This window comes from Thalassomonas actiniarum, from assembly GCF_000948975.2.
Classification (GTDB): domain Bacteria; phylum Pseudomonadota; class Gammaproteobacteria; order Enterobacterales; family Alteromonadaceae; genus Thalassomonas; species Thalassomonas actiniarum.
This window is the reverse complement of record NZ_CP059735.1, coordinates 5,818,013-5,835,876: the sequence shown is the minus strand read 5'-3', so window position 1 is coordinate 5,835,876 and position 17,864 is coordinate 5,818,013. Positions and strand designations below refer to the sequence as shown.

The following is a 17,864-nucleotide window of genomic DNA, read 5'->3' as shown; positions in this document are numbered from 1 at the left end:
GTATGAATTTTTTGTGATTATTGAGGAGCTAACAGACTTAGGCTTGGCCCGAAAATAACGGTAATCTTAAGTTATTTTCGGGGCCTGACTGTTGCTTGCTGTCAATCGGTTGTGCCATTGTTGCTGCCGGGTAATGTATCAAGGTGTCTTTCTTTGGCCATTTGCTGCCAGCTGTCGTCATAAATAAAGTCGAGGTAGCGATCGCCGTGGTCCGGCAACAAGGTTAAGATGCGACTGCCTTCGGGGATCTCCGGCAATAATTTTTCTATGGCGGCGATGGCTGAGCCGCTGCAGGCGCCGGCAAAGATGCTTTCGTAGTCAAGCAGGTTATAACAGGCCAATGCCGACTCGTAATCATCTACATCTACCATACGGTCTATTTCGCTCAGTTCCAGCACATTCGGCACCCGCTCTTCGCCGATCCCGGGAATTTCTCCGGGGCCGCAAGGTTCACGGAAAAGCAGTGAATCCTGGATTTGTACCGAGACTATTTTTAGTTCCGGATACGCCTGTTTCAGGCGACGGGATATGCCCATCAGGGCGCCTAAGGTATTGGCGTCCATAACAAGGTAGTCAAGAGGGCCTTCAACCTGGCGGATAATTTCTTCGCCTTCGCCGTAAAAGTGGCTTTGCCAGTTATGGGGATTGCTATACTGGTTCAGCCAAACGGCATTGGGGATGGCTTTTTCCAGCGATTTCACGGTTTTTATCCGCGTCAGCAAATAGTGGTTGTTTTCGTCTCTTTCCTTTACCTGGATAACATTGGCGCCGTAAAGCTTGAGCATTTTCAGGTTGTTGGCAGGAATTTGTGGATCCACCACCGCGGTGAAGGCCAGATCATGTAGTTTGCACTGCATCGCCAGTGCCAGTGCCATGTCGCCGGATGAGCTTTCTATAATATGGCTGTTTTCGTTAATTTTGCCTGATTTAAGTCCTTGCTCCAGCATATATTTCGCCGGTCTGTCCTTAATACTGCCGCCCGGATTGAGTAATTCCATTTTTGCCAAAACTTCAACTTTGCTGTATTTGAATAGTTTTGACAGCCTTACTATGGGAGTATTCCCAACGCAAGAACCTATATTGTCCTTCATGATCGTATCTCCAAACTGGCCGTTGTTTAATGAATTAAGTAGTAAGTAAATAGATACTAACTGTTGGGTGGATACGATCAAATGCCATTTGCAGTGGCTTTGAAGTAAATCAATAAAGGGGTGAAGATTGCCCCGTTTGCTGAACTTAATGGCTGGAATTTACTCTGTAATATTCTTGTTTTCCCGATGGGTATATCAGGTGAGCCAGTTAAAAACACAGGTTTTTGAAGTGAAAACGGGTGCTGATACAATACAAAACTGTCTTGAAGGTATTTTATGTCAGGCCGGCTTTGGGGGAAACCCTGAGCGCACGGGCAAGCGTGCTGGCTATGGGTAAGACGCAGGCTAGCTGCGAGTGTAAGGTTTTTGCTATTTCGGCTGATTGGGAAATCCTGGTAGCGGTTGCTTTGGGCACCATTAATAAAGTGATATTGCAAGCATAAAGCAGCAAAAAAATTGAAGTAGTTTCGGCGCATAAAACTACTTCCAAACTTTATACTTGTTATTATTTGCTTGTTATTTTTTATCCAGCTCACCAGCTTAAAGTGTTCTCATTCAGGATTAATTCCCTTTGCAGTGGTGGGCTCAGATCATAAAGCCACACTTCCGCCAGATAGTTGTGCTGCTGTTTTAAATGGGTAAAAACCTGATGAAATTGCCCTTGTTGTAAATTACCGGCGACAACCCGGCTGTCGGCTATCGGATAATATTCCCCCGAGGGCAGTAGCCGGTAATCGCTATATAAAGACACATAAGCTCTTTGCCCGGCATACTCGTCAAGCGACACCGTTAAGGTGACTTGTTCTTTTGTGGTAAAGCTAAAATCATCGGCAATCACCAGGTTTTTTAATTCGGCGATAGGATCAGGGGTTTCCTCCTGATCTATGATGACGTTATCGGCCGGTGGCGGGGCCACATTACTCTCACTGCCCGAATCGCCACCGCCGCCACCGCAGGCACTGATCATTAAGGCCCAAAGGCAGGGTAAAATCAGCTTTAAAGGCCACTTTCCTCCGGCTCTGCCGGTCATATTCATTACACTCATAAAACCTCCTGTGATGCACTGTTAATGAAAAAGGTACTGGCTGTCCGATTGGCTGCTATCAAACCAGCTGGTCGCGGATCGCCCTTTTGATTCGGCAAATTGCCTGAATTGCGGATAGGCCTGCAAAATCGTTTTTCGCTCGCTCGGCCATTGCCACTGCTCAACCACTTCAAGTGCCCAGGGCAGGTTATTGGCATTGCGGTAATAACGTCCGCTTGCTGCATCGCTGGTATCGTCGGCCAGGCCGAAATAACCGGGGTTAAACTTTTCTGTCGGAGGGTGATCGGCCAGGTGAATTTCCAGTTCGCGTCCCGGTTGATAGCTGAAAATATCGCCGTGGTAGAGGCCCGGTGTCCCGAAAATAAAGGGGTCGTAGGGCGGTGCCGGCATTTCGCTTAAGGGCACTGGGGTGATGAGTGGCACACTGACCTGAAAATCAAAGGTCACGGGCTGGTTGCAGCCCATTTCACTGCGAAAATAGCGGCAAATGCTGCTGGCATGCTGCCAGAGATCCTGGCTGACCACTATCACCGCATTGCTGGTGCCGGATTCGAGTATTTCGTAGGTATCAGCGCCGTTGGTACCGCTATATGCTTGTTTGATGTTGTTGTGTAATAAGCGCAGGGTTACCGGGTTGACGTTGCTGCTGGCAATGTTGGGGAGCTGTATTGCAAAACCGCTGTGGTATTCGGCTCCCAGGGCCTGCAATTTGCCGGAAATATCGATTCTGATCACCCGGCCTTCGCGGATCACTTCTGTGGTGCGGTAGCGAAAAACCACATCATTCATATCATAGTCATCGGTTTGCGGCCATTTGTCTTCATAGGCCAGGGTCACCCAGCTGCTTTCCCCGGGATAATGGCGGTAGCTGATATCCGGGCGGGAAATGTTGATGGCGTGATCTTCAACTTCGCCGCTGCTGCTGCCGCCGCTGTAGCTCAGGCCGGTTTGCTGGCTGAATCTGAACCGGCTCCAGCTGCCGCCCTCAATGGCATTGTCGGGAACCCGTAAGGCAAGGTTGTTAAAACCGGCGGTTAAGCGGATATCGGTAAAGGCTTGTTCGTTTTCATCGTTAAAATCACCGTCACGGTTCCAGTCAAACCAGGCATTTAAAACCCCGTTATTGGCGGCATAGACACGCACCACGGCATCGAGACCAGTTTCCAGGGCGGTAACAAAATTAACCCCGTCTTCGTCGTCATAACTTTGGCCATTGACCAGGCTGCTGTCGTCGGAATCTGAGCCGGTATAGCCGTCATAATCGCCGTCCGGGGCAGCCAGGCCGAGGTAAGTTTCTCCGTCAAGCAAGTGTCGGGCGCCGTTATCGGCCAAAGTGGTGCCATAACTGGCGGGGGCATCGCCAAAATCGATATTAGACTCGGTATCGGTATCGATTAACGGGGCGCTGGCGCAGCGGGCGCCGTCATTTTGATTGGAGCTTGGCCCGTCGGCAAATTTTATCGCAGCAACGTCCAGAGCTGCCAGCTCTGCCGGGCTGGTGTTTTCAGTTAAGGCTGATAAATTGATGCGGTATATCTGCCCGTCCTGATTGCGGGATAAGTAAAAATAGCCGTTAACATCAAAGTATACTGCGCCAAAGGTGCCGGTTTCACCGGTATCGCCTATGGCCAGGGTACTGCCGTTATCGGGGTTAAACTGGTATAGGACGCCGCTGCTGTTATCTACCCCGTAGAGTTTTTTGTCTTTGGGATGAAAGGCGAAATCCGTTAACCTGACCCCGGCTTGTGCAGTGATAAGTTCGGCCGTTAGCTGGGCATTGCTGTCGCTGTCTAACGGACTCAGGTCTACTTTATAAAAGCCGGTATTTTTGCGGTACAGGTAATAAACATGGTTGGCGACATCACCGACATAAAAAGTGGTTTGTGCAGGCAAACCGCTCAGATTCAATGTTTGAATTTGAAAGTCGCTGCCCAGGCGCACCAGCTGAAAGTAGGTGGTATTAAAGCCGTAGAGGTACCTGTCCGTTTCGTTAAACCCCACGCCGTTAACATTGGCATTTATACCGGGGTTATCTTCTATCAGGTCATAGTTGCCGGTAACCAGGTTTACGCCGTAACTGCTCACCGGCTTACCTTGAAATAAAAAGGCTTTGCTGGGGCAATGGCTAAAGGGAGCCGCCCTTATCCCGGTCGTGATAATAATGAATGTTAACAGCATTAATAGCAAACGATACATCATAGCCATACTCCTTAAATTGGATAGTTTTGTCTTTCAAATGGCGGGCCAAGTCTTAAGTTCTTGTTTTTATGTTTTTTTTGTAGAGGTTGTGGCTTTGCTTTCCGGTAAAATGGCAACTTGCATTGCAGGTTGCAATTATTGCCATTTCGCGGGCTGTGGGCAGGGCTCAAGAAAGCGTTAACTGACGGTAAGGCTTGCTGTCATGCTTAAGTTTGCGCTTTTATATTGATTTTTGCTGTTGACAGTGTTGTTGTTAGTGATGGCTCACTAGTCCCTTTATGCTTGTTGTGGTGTGTCTGGTGGCAAAGTTGTGATCAATTTGTGATATAAAAGTATACTGTTGTGATGACTTTATGGTGTTATATAACCGGTAATAAGGGATATAAGGTATACCGAATACTGTATATGTTAATGGAATAAGCAGGAGTAGCAATGGACCGTTTTTTATCAATGAAAGTTTTTGTGCGTATTGTGCAACTGAGCAGTTTTACTGCTGTTGCCGCAGATATGGAAATGACCCAGTCTTCCGTCAGTAAGAGGATGGCGGCGCTGGAAGCGAGTTTGGGCACTAAGCTGATTGTCAGAAATTGTAGAAAAATTCTGCTTACGGAAGCCGGTTCACAATATTACAGTGATTGCCTGTCAATATTAAAGGAGCTGGATACCGCCGAGGCCCAGGTAAAGGAATTTAGTTTACAACCCAGGGGGAATTTAAGGGTGAGCCTGCCGGATAGTTTTGGTCGCTTATATATCGTGCCATTTTTGCCTGATTTTAAAAAGAAATACCCGGATATTCATCTTGATGTCAGCTTGATCGGGCATAAGGTGGATATGATCAGCGAAGGGCTCGATGTTGCCATACGTATCGGCAAACTGGAAGATTCTAACTTAATTGCCCGGAAAATTGCGGCCTGCCAGCGGGTGATAGTTGCAAGTCCGGGTTATCTCAAAACCTGGGGTATGCCCGAAAAAGTTGAGGATTTGCAGTATCATCAATGCCTGTTATTCAGTAAACGCAAAGGGTTTAATCATTGGCACTTTACCTACCGGGGGAAAGAAATAACCGCAGCCATTAACGGCGTGATGAAGTCGAGCTCAGGGGATGTGATCCGTGAATGTGCGCTCGGCGACTTAGGGGTTGCGGTATTGCCTAAGTGGCTGGTACATAAAGAGCTGGCGCAGGGGCGTTTGGTTGCGATTATGGCTGATTACCAGCCTTTAGAGTTTCCTATTCATGCTATCTATCCGCAGAATCATTTTGTGCCACTGAAAGTGAGGTGTTTTATCGAGCATTACCAGCAGATTTTGTCGCAAAAATCGATTATTGAGCAAATTTATCATTAGGCTTTTCGGTGTTTTTCAATATAGGTTATTAATTTACAAGAAGATATTTTCATCATTCCCGTTTCGAATTTTAGCTATTCCGTCACAGGTGTTTATTTTTCCTACGAAGGTTTTAATAATAGCTGCGTCGTTGATTAAGTGAGCAATTAACCCGATCCCTGTATGTATTGGTATATCGGCATATGGCAGGTTTCGCCTTACTTTTTCAACTACGTTTTTACTCGTATTCAGTCAGGGTGCGCTCAAAATAAAGGGATGATTTTGAGTGGTTTTCACAAGGAATGACCAGGGAGTTAAACAAAGGAATCAAAAGCATATCCATGGGAGTGTTTTCTCATCGGTTGTTACTTTTGAAATTATAAACAGCCTGCAATAAGTGGTTGCATCCGATATTTTCGTGCCGGTTTGGGCCATTATTTTATTGCTCGAACAGACATGCTGCTAACGGCGTCGTGAGCCATGCCGTTAACAGGGATGCCGTTGTTTTTGCAGGCTAAAATCAGGAAAAGTTATAATAATGAAAAAGATACAAAGGATAAGTCATAAGTTAATTCGTTCAACATTCGCGCTGTCGGTTATCGGCGCCAGCATTTTATCTCAGGTACAGGCTGAAATCACAGTTGACCCGGTGCATTATGATACCGTGATCGGGGCTAACAGTCAGTTTATCGACCTGGGTTCGGACGAGTTTTTATTACAGCAGGAAGAGTGGTACACCATTCAGGCCTATGTGGAAGAAGCATTACGTTTACCCGTTACTGAAACGTCTATGATCAATGCCTTTGGTATACCCTCAGATGTGCCTTTTACTAACTTCCAGGCGTTACTGGAAGAATACCAGGAAGTGAATACCACCGCAGATTCCTGGAACCGGACGATTTACCCCAGCATGGTGAGTCTGGCATTGAAGCTCAGCAATTATGCCGATACTCACAGTTTATTTATTGCCCCGTTATTAGATGCCTTAGTGGCGATGAAAACGGCGGCTTTGACCCAGGATCTGGCAGGTGCCGAAGTACAAAGACAAACGGCAATCGCCTTATTGAATATCTTGAAGTCTTATGCGGTCGCCCGCCAGGAAGATACCGCCAAGGCGGAAACCGATCTACTTAATTTTGCTGCCGATATTGCCCTGCAAAGCGGCCAGTTGGATCAACTGCGTACAACCCATTCTGAATACCTGCTTGATGACGGCAGCGACCTTAAACGCCGGATTGCCGAGATCCAGACCCGGGTGGCCCAGCTAAATGCCGACTATGACAAGTACGTCACCATAGCCGCGACTACAGTCACTTATGCCTGGGTGCCCTTTTACGGAATTTTAGCCGCGGCTCCTGTTGCCGGGGTTTATGGCGATAAAGCGGAAAAAGCACGTAAAGAACGCAACCAGCTAAAAGACGACATCAAAGCGCTGGAGCAAGAGCTGAGCTATAAAGAAAATGTTTATGTCTCCTACCAGGAGTCCTACAAAAGCATTATCGGCATAGAAAATAAAGTGCGCGCCGCTATCCCCCATGTCAATAAATTAAAGGGTCACTGGCAGGGCATTAACGCCGATTTCGATACCATGTTAGAGCTGATCAGTTCAACCGAAGGCGCCAACGGTCTGGAAAATGCTATTGCCCTGGTGGGCAGCATTACCGCACAAATCTCTGTGGCGCAAATTCAAACAGAATGGCAGGAAATCTCCGCTAAAGCGACTAAGTTTGCTCAAAATGCCTACATAGTGGTTAGCGACGAAGCGCTGTAATTAAGGATGAATACCTAAGCCGCACCGGGATGCAAAACTGCAGCGGCATTACGGCTTAGGTAAATGAGTCAGTGACTACTGACGTATATTTTTTTGGCCAGATCAATAGCCCGTTTACTCCTACTTGCCTGCTGCAAACAAGGCGTGTTGACACCTGTTCAGTCATGGCGGGGTTTGCTTTGTACCAAGCCGGGTATTTGTGCTCCTGCTATGTTTTAGTTTTCTTTGCTCACTCCCAGGAGTTTGTAACTAATCTTCGCGGTTGTATTTCAGGTGCCTGTTGCTGAGCGCTTAATGATAAATAGCGCTTATCGGCAAGTGTGGTAACGGATTGTTGTTTTGGCCTGTTCAAGGAAAGTTTTATGCGTAAATTATTGATACCAACCGCCTTATTATTATCAGGCATGCAGGCCCAGGCGACCGACTGGACCGACTTATATGGTTTAACCGAACCGGCAAACCTGCCCCAGAAGTTCTTTGCTAAAAAGGAACATTTAAGTGCTTCGTCTATGGTGACGGCGGATCTCTATGTTAACTTAAGTGAGGCGCTGTTTAATCCGCAAATCGGCGCTAAAAAACCGGCAACGATCGTCATTGTTGCCGATACCGTGGAAATTCCCGATAACTTTGCTATTAACCTGAAAAATCAGTCATTATTTATTTATGCCCGACGCATTATCGGCAGCGGCAGCGGTACCATCTCCCTTGATGGCGGCGCCAACAGCAGTGAACTGGTGGGGGTTTTTGCCCAGGAAGTGAGCGCCAGTTTAAGCACTATCGCTTTCTTCCCTGACGGCAGTTATAACCTGGACAATATCGGCGGTCATGAGCTGGGTAACGGCGAGTTAATTACCGTGCTGGCGGGGCAACATCAAAAGCAAACGGTAAGCGGCGACTTAAGCGGCTACTTACAGCAAAATGTCGAAGGCCATCAGCAGGTGTTTGAAAAAGCCTTTGATATGGCGGCTTCTATTTATGATCAAAACCCCGCTTTAAGTATCAGCATGCTGACCTGGGTGGAGAAAAGCTTACGCGCCTCTCCCGTGGTGTTAGAGCAAAATCCGTTTATCGCCAACCTGTACACGCAAGCGGCTAACTTAAAGCAGTTCGTCGAGTTCTCCAACCGTGGAGACAACTATGTCCCTTATCTGGACCGTAACCTGTATCAGTCTACTTATGCCAGCTACCTGGATACCATGCAGGACTATCAGGGACAATTTGAACGCTTTTCAGATCAGGGCAAAGAGGTTGCGGTACGTAAAGCCGAAGCCGAACTGATGCTGGCCAATATCAATGATGCCATGGTGGCGGAAGCGGCGATTGCCGAGCAGGCACAGCAAAATATCAGCGAACTGGAGACATCGTTAGCGGCAATTCAGGAGCAGTTCACTGCCCAGGAAGTCAGTGTCTTCACTACCCGCTCTGCTTTTTTAGTCGGCCTTGAAAACTGGAAAACAGAGCAGGAGCTGAAAGTGGCGCTGGAGGTTTTTGGCGCGGTGGCATCATTGGGGGGCGCCGTTGCCGGGGTTTTTGTCGGCAATGTTGAAGGGTTAAATGCCCTGGCGGCAGATATTCCCGATACCGCGGTAGAATTGACCCAGCTGTCGATCAAAATAAAAACCGTTGCCAATGTGCTGGAAAAAGTGACCAGTGCGGTAAAAGGGGTGTCGGACCTGACCAACACCATTAAACGCGATATTAAGTATGACGATATTGCCACCAGCTTTGAAAATCTCAACTTTAATATCCCTTCTTTGCATGAAAGCAATAATGCCTGGGAAGTGCTGTTGATCGATGTGAAAGATCAGCTGAGCTGGGCCAGCAGCTTGGGCATAGATGAGGCACGCCCTTATTTGGCCGAGCTGGAAAAACTGATTGTTTATGGTAAGTCGATCAATGCGGTGCAGATAGATCTTGCCCAGGAGCAGTCGCGCCTGGTTGAGTTGCTCATTGCCGCAGAAGTCAATAAAAACCGGGTTGCCCGTATTGAGTCGCTGATCGCTGATATTGATAACGATCAATCGGCGCTGGCAGAGCTGGAAACGGCTTTCCATCGCGCCCTGAACAGCTTGAAACGTCCTATGTTTGTCGCCCTGGCAAATTATGAGGCGGCATTTAACTACTGGGGTCTGACCCGCAGTAAAGTCACGCCGTCGCTGAATAAGAGCTATCTCGATTATAAGCTGGACCTGGCAACGCTGGATAACGAATATGAGTTGGCGTTAAACAGTTTCTCGCCATCGCCGCAGGACTTTTATATCAATAGTATTGAAATAACGGATGCGCAACAAATAGCCGATTTTGCTGCCGACGGCGCCCTGAGTGTGAATATTGGCCAGGATCATCCTGCCTTTAGCTTATTCGACCGGGTGCGTCTGGATACGGTGCGGGTGGTTTTACAAGGTAAGGAATTACCAACCGGCACTAACTACTTCATTGATATTAACAGTAACGGCGAATATCAGGATCGCTGGCAGGGGAATAAATATACTTTTAATGCCAATCCTTTATATCGCCTGTTCGGTTATCAGTTAACTAACGGTGAGGTTGCAGATACCCAATTCAGTATTATTACCGACGGCAGTATTGCCGATAAGTTTGAATTCGCCTACTTCGAGCCGACGCCGTTCTCGACCTGGTCACTGGCATTGCGCGAGCCAATGACGGTTGACCTGAGTAAAGTGGAAAGCATCCGCCTGGAGTTTTCCGGCAACGCTATTCCTAAAGTGAATTAAGCCCACCGCGATGTCAGCCGCCCGGCGCTTGCCGGGTGGCTGTTGTTAATGTTTTCACTTGGCTGCGGCCATGAGTGAGTTACATAAAAAGAGCAAAAGATATTGCAGGAAAAGCGCTCCCTGCCGGTATCCATTATTGAAATAATTAACAGCCTGCACCTGAGTTTGTATCCGCCTGTTTTCCTGGGAAAGCCAGCTTTTTCAGCAGGACACTCGCTTGAGTATTGTTAAGGGTACAGAAGTATTTGCAGGTTGAGATCAGGAAGACTCATAATAATGAAAAAAATAAAAAAGATAAGTCATCAATTTATTCGTTCAACATTCGCACTGTCTTTGATCAGTGCAAGTATCTTGTCCCCGGCACAAGCGGAAATTACCGTAGAGCCGATACATTATGATACTGTGATTGCAGCTAACGGCCAGTTTATGGATGTGGACACGGATGAGTTTTTATTACATCAGCAAGAGTGGTACACCATTCAGGCTTATGTACAAGAAGCCCTGCGTTTACCGATCACGCAATCTGCTATGGTAAGTGCCTTTGCTATCCCGTCCAGCGTTGCTTTCAGCAATTTCCAGGCCTTGCTCAATGAATATAAATTAATACATGCAACGGCAAACGACTGGAACAGCAGCATATATCCTTCCGTGGTGAATCTGGCATTAAAATTGGGTAATTATGCCGACATTCACCGCTTGATCATTGCGCCGTTAATCGACAGTTTGATGGCGATGAAAGAGGCGGCTCAGGCAAATGATCCAATTGCTGGCGAGGCACAAAGAAATACCGCCGTTGCCCTGCTTACCATGTTACAGGCGGAAGCGCAGACACGCCAGGCAGAGACGGCTAAAGCGGAAAGCGACTTACTGGGTTTTGCCGCAGATATTGCCCGGCAAAGCGGCCAGTTGGATCAGTTACGCACCACACACAGCGAATACCTGCAAGATGACGGCAGTGCGCTTAAATCGCAAATAGCAACACTTAATGCCAGGGTCAGGCAGTTAAATGCCGACTATGATCATTACGTTACTGTGGCGGCCACGACGGCCAGTTATGCCTGGATACCTTTTTTCGGCCTGATTGCCGCCGGCTCGGTTGCCGGTGTTTACGGCGATAAAGCCGAAAAAGCACGTAAGGAGCGCAACCAGGTATTGGCGGATATCAGTGTTTTGCAGCAACAGTTGACCTATAAGGAAAATATTTACGCTTCCTACCAAAAGTCCCACCAAAGTGTTATTGATTTGGAAAATAAAATCCGTACCGCCGTGTTACATATTAATAAATTAAAAGGGCACTGGCAGGGAATTAATAGCGATTTTGATACTATTTTGGAATCGATCACTGCGACCCAAGGGGTTAATGGTCTGGACAATGCTATTGCCTTAGTGGGCAGCATTACCGCGCAGGCTTCGGTGGGTCAAATTCAAACGCAATGGCAGCAAATTTCTGTCAAAGCAAGCAAGTTTGTTGAAAACGCCTATATTGCAGTGAGTGATTAAGCCGCTTGATGACAGAAGTATGCTAAGTTTTCGGCCGGTGCCGTTAGCAAAATAAAAAGATATATGAGCCACCTGCTTTCTCGGTGGCTCATTTATTTTAAAGCAGCAGGCGGGGATAATGTCATAAATTTTGATGTACAGCCGGGGACTTCTTTAGCATTATAGGGCGAAGCAAATTAACTCTGATGCCAATGACAACGGGAGCAGTCGTGGAAGTATTAATTGAGCGTGCAAGCTTAAAAGATGTCGCACAAATTGCTAACTTATTTAACCTCTACCGGATATTCTACCGGCAGCAAAGTAATCCTGAGCTGGCGCAGCAATTTATCAGTGAACGCCTGGGCAATGAAGAATCTGTGATCTTTTATGCTAAAGATGAAAGCGGCCAATACCTGGGGTTTACCCAGCTCTATCCCAATTTTTCTTCGGTATCGGCGCAGCGCACCTGGGTACTTAATGATCTCTATGTCTTGGAGCAGGCCAGGGGCTTAGGTGTCGGCACCTTATTGCTCAACCGGGCAAAGGAGCATGCTGTAGCAACAAATGCTAAAGGCATTGCCCTGGAAACCGCCGAATCGAACCTGCAGGCGCAAAAGCTCTATCGGTCTTTAGGCTATCAAAAATCCAGCGGCTTTTTCGGCTATTTTTTAACGCTCAATGAACGCCGACAGGCGTAATGGCAGGAGGCTTTATTATGTATTTGGGAAAATGCCTCTGCGGTGCGGTTAATATCCGGGTGAACGGCGAGATCAGCGACATTATCCATTGCCATTGCTCGCTTTGTCGAAAATCCAGCGGCACTGCCTACGCCACCAATGGCTTTGTCAACCGCGCTGATTTTGAGATCACGCAAGGGCAGGAGCTGTTAACCAGCTTTGCCTTTAAACCGGGGCGTTGCCGTCATTTCTGCTCCGCTTGCGGTTCGCCTGTGTATAGTTCAAATGAGCAAGACCCGGGCAGGGTACGGGTGCGTTTAGGTATTTTTGATTCCGATATCAGGGAAAGGTCCGGCAGCCATAATTTTATCGGCTCTAAGGCCAACTGGGACGAGCTTGATGCTGACTTGCCCAGGTATGAAGGATTTGAACCGGGCAGGCAGTAATTTTGCTGAGGTAAGAAGCTAAAGCGGGCCGCTAAGTTAAAGCGTCCAGAAAACGACAGGAAATGTGATGAGTAAACAATATAAGAGTTTTGCCGAGTTCTATCCGTTTTATCTGAGCCAGCACGCTAACCTTGTCTGCCGCCGGCTGCATTTTCTCGGTTCCCTGCTGATTCTCCTGCTGCTGACTTATATTGTCTTTAGCGGCAGCTGGTTATTGCTGTGGTTGTTGCCTGTCATTGGCTATGGTTTTGCCTGGATAGGACACTTTTTCTTTGAGAAAAATAAACCCGCCACTTTCACTTATCCCTTATATAGCCTGCTGGGCGACTGGATCATGTTTAAAGATATTTTGCTGAGAAAACTTCCCTTCTGATGTTATTTTTCCTTGTTGTCTGACTGCTTTCGTTGAAGCTGTTTTGTGCAGCGTTTAAGTTGTGATCTTTTTTAGTCGATACTTATAGGCTGACAGTTAATCGGAGAAAAGGTGTTATCTAACATAACCCTTCTCTGGCAAAGAATTTTTATTTTACCCCCATACAAGGATGGATCGTCTTATGAAGTTTGGTATTAATCCGTTTGTAGCCTTAAGCTTATTGTCCTGCTTTATGCTTGCCGATATCCCTATAACCTATGCCGCAGACATTGAACGTGTGGAGCTCATCAGTTCCCAGGTGAGTGGTCCGGCGCCGCTTGCGGTTCATTTTGATGCTTCCGGGGTTATCCTCAATGGTCAGCCGCTTGATGCCATCCGCGATATTCATTATTCCTGGAACTTTGGTGATGAAAATGGCCAGCGCTGGAGCACCAACCAGCAATCCAAAAACAGCGATGCTGGCTTTGTTGCCGGTCATCTTTTTGAAACGCCGGGGCATTATCAGGTCAGTGTTGAGCTCACCAGTAAAAACGGTGCTTTTGAGCCCGTGGTAAAATCTGTGGCTATCGAGGTCAGCGATGCCGATGAAGTTTATGCCGGGGAAGATACCGTGTGTTTTTCTCTGGCGGGAGACTTTTCCGGCTGCCCGGAAAATGCACGGCAGGTGCAGTTAATGCCAGGCGGTGAGATAGCTGACTTGCTGAGCGCAGGAAAATTTCGCGGCAGTATGGACAAACAGCAACGGATCTGGAATCCCTATAAAGAATATGCCCTCGATTATGATCACAACAGTACTTTTGAGTACCTTGATTATCAGCAGCAATGGGATTGCCGGCTGGAAGCACAAGCGCATCAGCAGGTTTTAATTTCTGCGCAGCAGATCGCGCCTTTTATTGGCAGCAATAAACGCCTGCTTTTTCATCGTGGCGAAACGTTCACCTTTTATAATTCAATATATTTGAGTGATTTTAACGGCAGTCGCCTCGGGGCTTTTGGTGCCTGTAACCTCAATAACCAGGGGCGCTGTGATAATGCGCCGCAGTTGCAAATGTTAGGGGCCGAGTCTTATTCGGACCTGCTGATCCTGGCAGACGGCAGCAGCGATATCGTGATAGCCGATCTTGCCATGACCCGGGTGTGCGGAGATGCCAACCGGGGGATTAACCTTTATGGTAGTGCCACCAAGGTCACCTTAAACAAGCTTGAAATAGGAAAGTTTGATACCGCGGTTATCGGCCGTACCTATGGGCAACGTGTGCCCCATGATGTGATTGGTATTTTTAATTCCAAATTTGAAAAACTAGGGGCCGGTAATGCCGAGGTTTACGATCCTGAAGATTTAAGCTGTGAATCGCCTGCGCTGCCCGAGTGGCATAACGGCGACAGGCAGACGGCCCTTGACGAGTCCGACTGGACGCCTCGGTGGCAAGATTACCAGGCACAGGTATTGGCAAGCCTGGTAAACCCTCAATGTAAAACCGGTGGCAATATTGTCTATTTACCGGCGCATCGCCATATGATCCTGGGCACTGAAATGTCTGATGCCGCCACCCGCCGGGCCGAGCATGCCCTTAGGGTGCCGCTGGCGTTTAAATCTGTGATCGCCCATAACGTTTTTGCGCAGCCTTCGCCGAATAAACATGCGCTGAAGCTTCATAACCAGGGGGATTGCCTGGTGCTCAACGATTGTGATGTTAATCCGGTACAATCTGCCGAAAATTATCCCACCGCCTGGGTCTTGATCAGGGAAAACCTGTTTAAATCTGACACCGACATTGTTGTTAATCTCGGTCCGGGTACCAGTAAAGTCGGTGAGCAGGTCAATAATATTTTATTTACCGATAACCGGGTTGAAGCCAGCGGCAGTCAAAACCAGGTTGCGGTTGTGCTTTCCGGGCACGATTCTGTCGTTGAAAACAACCGGCTGGTACAAAAATACCCGACCACCAGCTGGGTCGGCGTCAGTGTTGCCAAAGGGCGGAATGAACCAGGGCATGCCGGCAATAACCGGGTCGGCAATAACCGTGTCGAGGTCAATGGTTCGCTGTTTCTGGTCAGGCTTGGTGAGGACAGTGACGGTGCTGAAATTAGCAACAATCAGGTATGTGCCCCGGGCCCGGTAAACTTTGTTGATGCGATTGTCCCTGATGTGGCTTATCAGGCAGAGCATAATGTATCGGATTGCACCGGACTTAGCTTCGAAGGGGATAACGGCAGCCATTTACCGGGAGATGGTGATGCAGATTATTTTACTACCCCGTTATTTCATCTGAATTTTGATAATGCTACAAACCCGGCTATGGATGTGATGGCTAAGGTTTTTGCCGAGGCTAAGGGTAATATCGATTTAGTCGAAGGGGTTGTCGGCCAGGCGGTTGTCTTTGATGAACTCAGTGATGAAATAGTGATCCCCGATCCTATGGCTAACATAGATACCACCGGGGAGTTCAGCCTGATGTTTTGGCTCAAAGCAAGCGACTTTAGCACCGGAGGTGAAGCCTTTGGTCGTCCGCGCTTAAACCGCAAGGGAGATGTGTCGTTAACCTTAGGGGAAAATGGTGAAGTGTTATTTTACCTCAATGCAAAACATATTCACCCGGGCATTCGCCTGCAACAGCAGGAATGGGCTCACCTGGCATTAACCTTTAACCGGGCGGAGCGGCTTGCTACCGTCTATTTAAATGGTGAAGCGCGTTATCAATACCATTTCCCGGACAGTACCGAGTTCTTTTTTAATACCTCACAGGAGTTTCGTCTTGGTGTCGGCCAGTGGCGCTCTGCTTCAAGCTATTTTTCGGGTTTATTGGATGAATTTAAATTCTATCAGCAAAGCTTATCGGCGGATGAAATCGGCCGGCAGTTTCGGGCAGAATCTCCGTTTTAGCTGACGCGCTTATTGCTTGGTGGGTTTAAGCCTGAAATCACTGAATAATGCTATCCTTGATGACAGACAGGTAAACTTTTATCTGACTCAGCGATGGCTTTATTTTAATGAAAGAGATGAAAAAGCATGGGGTTGTTACCTTAAACTGGCAAGCAAACCTCCTGGTGCTCAGGGCGTATGGGCCATTTAACGAGGAGGGCATAGAAGCTATTTTTCATGAAGCCCAACAGAGTGTGATCAACAGGCAACTGCAGAGCTGGAACCGGCTGGAAATACTTGATGATGAAACCCTGGGATCTCCGGCGGTCTTAAACAGGGTTAAAGACTTGTACACCTGGTTTGAAAATAACGGCTGTGAGCATACTGCCCTAGTAGTGAGTAACTGTGTGCAAATATACGTGGCCGAAGAATTGCTTAAGAGTAAGGCAAAAATTTTTCGTGATCTTGATGCCGCCAAAAAATGGCTGTCTGAACAGCCTTAATTGCTTTTTGTTCTATTGTCAGTATCTTCAAACCTTGCGAGTGCAATGATGGCACATCGTGAGCGGCTTCCGTTCTTTGCCTGGCTGATAACTGCCAAAACCTAAACCTGTTGCCGCCAATAAGGCTTGCAGCTCCTGCTTCGGGGCTATACCTGCTTCGGCTAAGGTGGTAATGATCTCAGCGGCAATGGCCTGGCTGAGTTTATATAAGTCAAAAGCTTGTTGGTTTTTACCGGCTAAATAATCTTGGTTTACGGTGAGTGCCGGGTGTGCCTTCGGGGTTGTTGTTGCAGGATCTGTATATTTATTTGAATCCACCATAGATTTATCTCCTGATTACTGCCGGACAAAAGATGTGTTGCTTTAAGTTAACCCCGGGTGTCCGGGGTAGGGGCGGTATTAAGATAATCATTCTTGTCTGTTTCTTTTTGGCGGGCATGGCGGTTTATGGGCAAGGTGTTCCTGCTCGCTGATCTGTTGATCGCCGTTGCTGTCTATGTTTGCAAAAACCGTCTCATGATCGCCGCGGGGAATTGGGTGTTGTTTGAATTCTTCCAGGGTGATGGCCTGATCGCCGTTTAAGTCTAACTGACTAAAGGGGGGCGGTCCCCGACGTTTATTGCTTTGAGACTGATCCGGGGCATAGCTGTAGGCAAGCGATGAGACTAATGTCAGGGTGGAACAAATAATAACTTTACTGCTGAGCTTAAACATAAGCTTCTCCTTGTGCATGACTCAAAATACTTGAGTACATTTGATTTATGTTTAGCTTATTGGATAAATTTTCAAAAAAACGTCAAGAAAGGTGCAAACAATAAGGAAAATGATATGGGCAGCTGTTTTTCGCCTTATTTATGGATTTTACAGCTATGGCGCTAAGGCGTTTTGACTGGCAGGCATGATGAAAAAGCGGACGTTTGCTCTTTTTTATGATTATTAACTCGTTGTATTTATTGTTTTAACTTATTTGTTGGCTTGGAAGTTCCAAGTCAAAAGTTAAAAGCACTAGCCGAAAATTGATCAGAAATGATACAATGTGACAATACGGTGACATTATGATGTATCGTATAAGTCAAAAGTTTTTAGCGAATAGGGATCGCTTTAGTTGACAGGAAGTCGAATAATAATTTTATAAATTACCTTTTCTCCTCTCCTTTCTTCCGGCATTGCTGTTCGCTATTTTGGTAGTCACCTGGTGGTCATATGAACAGTACGCTCAGCATAAATATTATATAAGTAAAATCCTGAGCACTGTTCAGCCCGATATTCCCCCCTTGCTATTTTCAGCTTGATATCACCGGCCGGTTAAGTTTCTGCATGCGCAATAAAGTGACGGCATCAATGTGACTTTATTTTGTG

Annotated in this window: 15 protein-coding genes; 9 read left to right on the top strand and 6 right to left on the bottom strand. The window is 47.2% G+C overall.

Going from position 1 to position 17,864, the window contains the following annotated elements; genetic code table 11:
• Nucleotides 1-101: 101 nt before the first annotated feature.
• The 4 genes from sbnA to SG35_RS25400 form a co-directional block, all read right to left on the bottom strand.
• Nucleotides 102-1,091 (bottom strand): 2,3-diaminopropionate biosynthesis protein SbnA, encoded by a 990-nt coding sequence (gene sbnA / locus SG35_RS25415; RefSeq protein ID WP_152646652.1) that lies wholly within the window; start codon nt 1,089-1,091, stop codon nt 102-104.
• A gap of 77 nt (nt 1,092-1,168) precedes the next feature.
• Nucleotides 1,169-1,567 (bottom strand): hypothetical protein, encoded by a 399-nt coding sequence (locus tag SG35_RS25410; protein ID WP_152646651.1) that lies wholly within the window; start codon nt 1,565-1,567, stop codon nt 1,169-1,171.
• A gap of 56 nt (nt 1,568-1,623) precedes the next feature.
• Nucleotides 1,624-2,136 carry a hypothetical protein gene (locus SG35_RS25405; protein ID WP_044833400.1) on the bottom strand — a complete coding sequence of 171 codons (513 nt, stop codon included), beginning with the start codon at nt 2,134-2,136 and terminating at the stop codon, nt 1,624-1,626.
• 21 nt (nt 2,137-2,157) lie between these two features.
• The gene (locus SG35_RS25400; RefSeq protein WP_236702612.1) at nt 2,158-4,335 is read right to left on the bottom strand and encodes an LruC domain-containing protein; all 2,178 of its coding nucleotides are present in this window, start codon (nt 4,333-4,335) and stop codon (nt 2,158-2,160) included.
• A 432-nt stretch (nt 4,336-4,767) separates the two neighbouring features.
• Here SG35_RS25400 and SG35_RS25395 point away from each other — a divergent pair, with 432 nt between their 5' ends.
• From SG35_RS25395 to SG35_RS25355, 9 genes are all read left to right on the top strand, one after another.
• The gene (locus SG35_RS25395) at nt 4,768-5,679 is read left to right on the top strand and encodes a LysR family transcriptional regulator (protein WP_044833399.1); all 912 of its coding nucleotides are present in this window, start codon (nt 4,768-4,770) and stop codon (nt 5,677-5,679) included.
• A gap of 517 nt (nt 5,680-6,196) precedes the next feature.
• The gene (locus SG35_RS25390) at nt 6,197-7,429 is read left to right on the top strand and encodes an alpha-xenorhabdolysin family binary toxin subunit A (RefSeq protein ID WP_044833398.1); all 1,233 of its coding nucleotides are present in this window, start codon (nt 6,197-6,199) and stop codon (nt 7,427-7,429) included.
• Between the two features lie 362 nt (nt 7,430-7,791).
• Complete coding sequence (locus tag SG35_RS25385) at nt 7,792-10,164, top strand: hypothetical protein (RefSeq protein WP_044833397.1); 2,373 nt, start codon at nt 7,792-7,794, stop codon at nt 10,162-10,164.
• 276 nt (nt 10,165-10,440) lie between these two features.
• Entirely contained in the window at nt 10,441-11,664 is a 1,224-nt protein-coding gene (locus SG35_RS25380; RefSeq protein WP_044833396.1) for an alpha-xenorhabdolysin family binary toxin subunit A, read from the top strand.
• Nucleotides 11,665-11,873: 209 nt separating this feature from the next.
• Nucleotides 11,874-12,341 carry a GNAT family N-acetyltransferase gene (locus SG35_RS25375; RefSeq protein ID WP_201777804.1) on the top strand — a complete coding sequence of 156 codons (468 nt, stop codon included), beginning with the start codon at nt 11,874-11,876 and terminating at the stop codon, nt 12,339-12,341.
• 17 nt (nt 12,342-12,358) lie between these two features.
• The gene (locus tag SG35_RS25370) at nt 12,359-12,766 is read left to right on the top strand and encodes a GFA family protein (protein WP_044833394.1); all 408 of its coding nucleotides are present in this window, start codon (nt 12,359-12,361) and stop codon (nt 12,764-12,766) included.
• A gap of 67 nt (nt 12,767-12,833) precedes the next feature.
• Complete coding sequence (locus SG35_RS25365) at nt 12,834-13,139, top strand: Mpo1-like protein (RefSeq protein WP_044833393.1); 306 nt, start codon at nt 12,834-12,836, stop codon at nt 13,137-13,139.
• A 181-nt stretch (nt 13,140-13,320) separates the two neighbouring features.
• Nucleotides 13,321-16,023 (top strand): LamG-like jellyroll fold domain-containing protein, encoded by a 2,703-nt coding sequence (locus SG35_RS25360; protein ID WP_044833392.1) that lies wholly within the window; start codon nt 13,321-13,323, stop codon nt 16,021-16,023.
• Between the two features lie 107 nt (nt 16,024-16,130).
• Nucleotides 16,131-16,505, top strand: coding sequence for a hypothetical protein (locus SG35_RS25355; RefSeq protein WP_044833391.1), 375 nt, complete (start codon nt 16,131-16,133; stop codon nt 16,503-16,505).
• Nucleotides 16,506-16,532: 27 nt separating this feature from the next.
• Here SG35_RS25355 and SG35_RS25350 read toward each other — a convergent pair whose 3' ends face one another.
• Nucleotides 16,533-16,826, bottom strand: a complete 294-nt coding sequence (locus SG35_RS25350; protein WP_044833390.1) for a hypothetical protein — start codon at nt 16,824-16,826, stop codon at nt 16,533-16,535.
• A gap of 87 nt (nt 16,827-16,913) precedes the next feature.
• Complete coding sequence (locus tag SG35_RS25345; RefSeq protein WP_044833389.1) at nt 16,914-17,219, bottom strand: EF-hand domain-containing protein; 306 nt, start codon at nt 17,217-17,219, stop codon at nt 16,914-16,916.
• Nucleotides 17,220-17,864: the final 645 nt, after the last annotated feature.

Coding starts and splice junctions, on each gene's coding strand:
- SG35_RS25345 (WP_044833389.1), bottom strand. CDS start 17,219: ATGTTTAAGCTCAGCAGTAAAGTTATTATTTGTTCCACCCTGACATTA.
- SG35_RS25390 (WP_044833398.1), top strand. CDS start 6,197: ATGAAAAAGATACAAAGGATAAGTCATAAGTTAATTCGTTCAACATTC.
- SG35_RS25365 (WP_044833393.1), top strand. CDS start 12,834: ATGAGTAAACAATATAAGAGTTTTGCCGAGTTCTATCCGTTTTATCTG.
- SG35_RS25360 (WP_044833392.1), top strand. CDS start 13,321: ATGAAGTTTGGTATTAATCCGTTTGTAGCCTTAAGCTTATTGTCCTGC.
- SG35_RS25370 (WP_044833394.1), top strand. CDS start 12,359: ATGTATTTGGGAAAATGCCTCTGCGGTGCGGTTAATATCCGGGTGAAC.
- SG35_RS25395 (WP_044833399.1), top strand. CDS start 4,768: ATGGACCGTTTTTTATCAATGAAAGTTTTTGTGCGTATTGTGCAACTG.
- SG35_RS25400 (WP_236702612.1), bottom strand. CDS start 4,335: ATGATGTATCGTTTGCTATTAATGCTGTTAACATTCATTATTATCACG.
- SG35_RS25410 (WP_152646651.1), bottom strand. CDS start 1,567: ATGCGCCGAAACTACTTCAATTTTTTTGCTGCTTTATGCTTGCAATAT.
- SG35_RS25385 (WP_044833397.1), top strand. CDS start 7,792: ATGCGTAAATTATTGATACCAACCGCCTTATTATTATCAGGCATGCAG.
- SG35_RS25405 (WP_044833400.1), bottom strand. CDS start 2,136: ATGAGTGTAATGAATATGACCGGCAGAGCCGGAGGAAAGTGGCCTTTA.
- sbnA (WP_152646652.1), bottom strand. CDS start 1,091: ATGAAGGACAATATAGGTTCTTGCGTTGGGAATACTCCCATAGTAAGG.
- SG35_RS25380 (WP_044833396.1), top strand. CDS start 10,441: ATGAAAAAAATAAAAAAGATAAGTCATCAATTTATTCGTTCAACATTC.
- SG35_RS25355 (WP_044833391.1), top strand. CDS start 16,131: ATGAAAGAGATGAAAAAGCATGGGGTTGTTACCTTAAACTGGCAAGCA.
- SG35_RS25350 (WP_044833390.1), bottom strand. CDS start 16,826: ATGGTGGATTCAAATAAATATACAGATCCTGCAACAACAACCCCGAAG.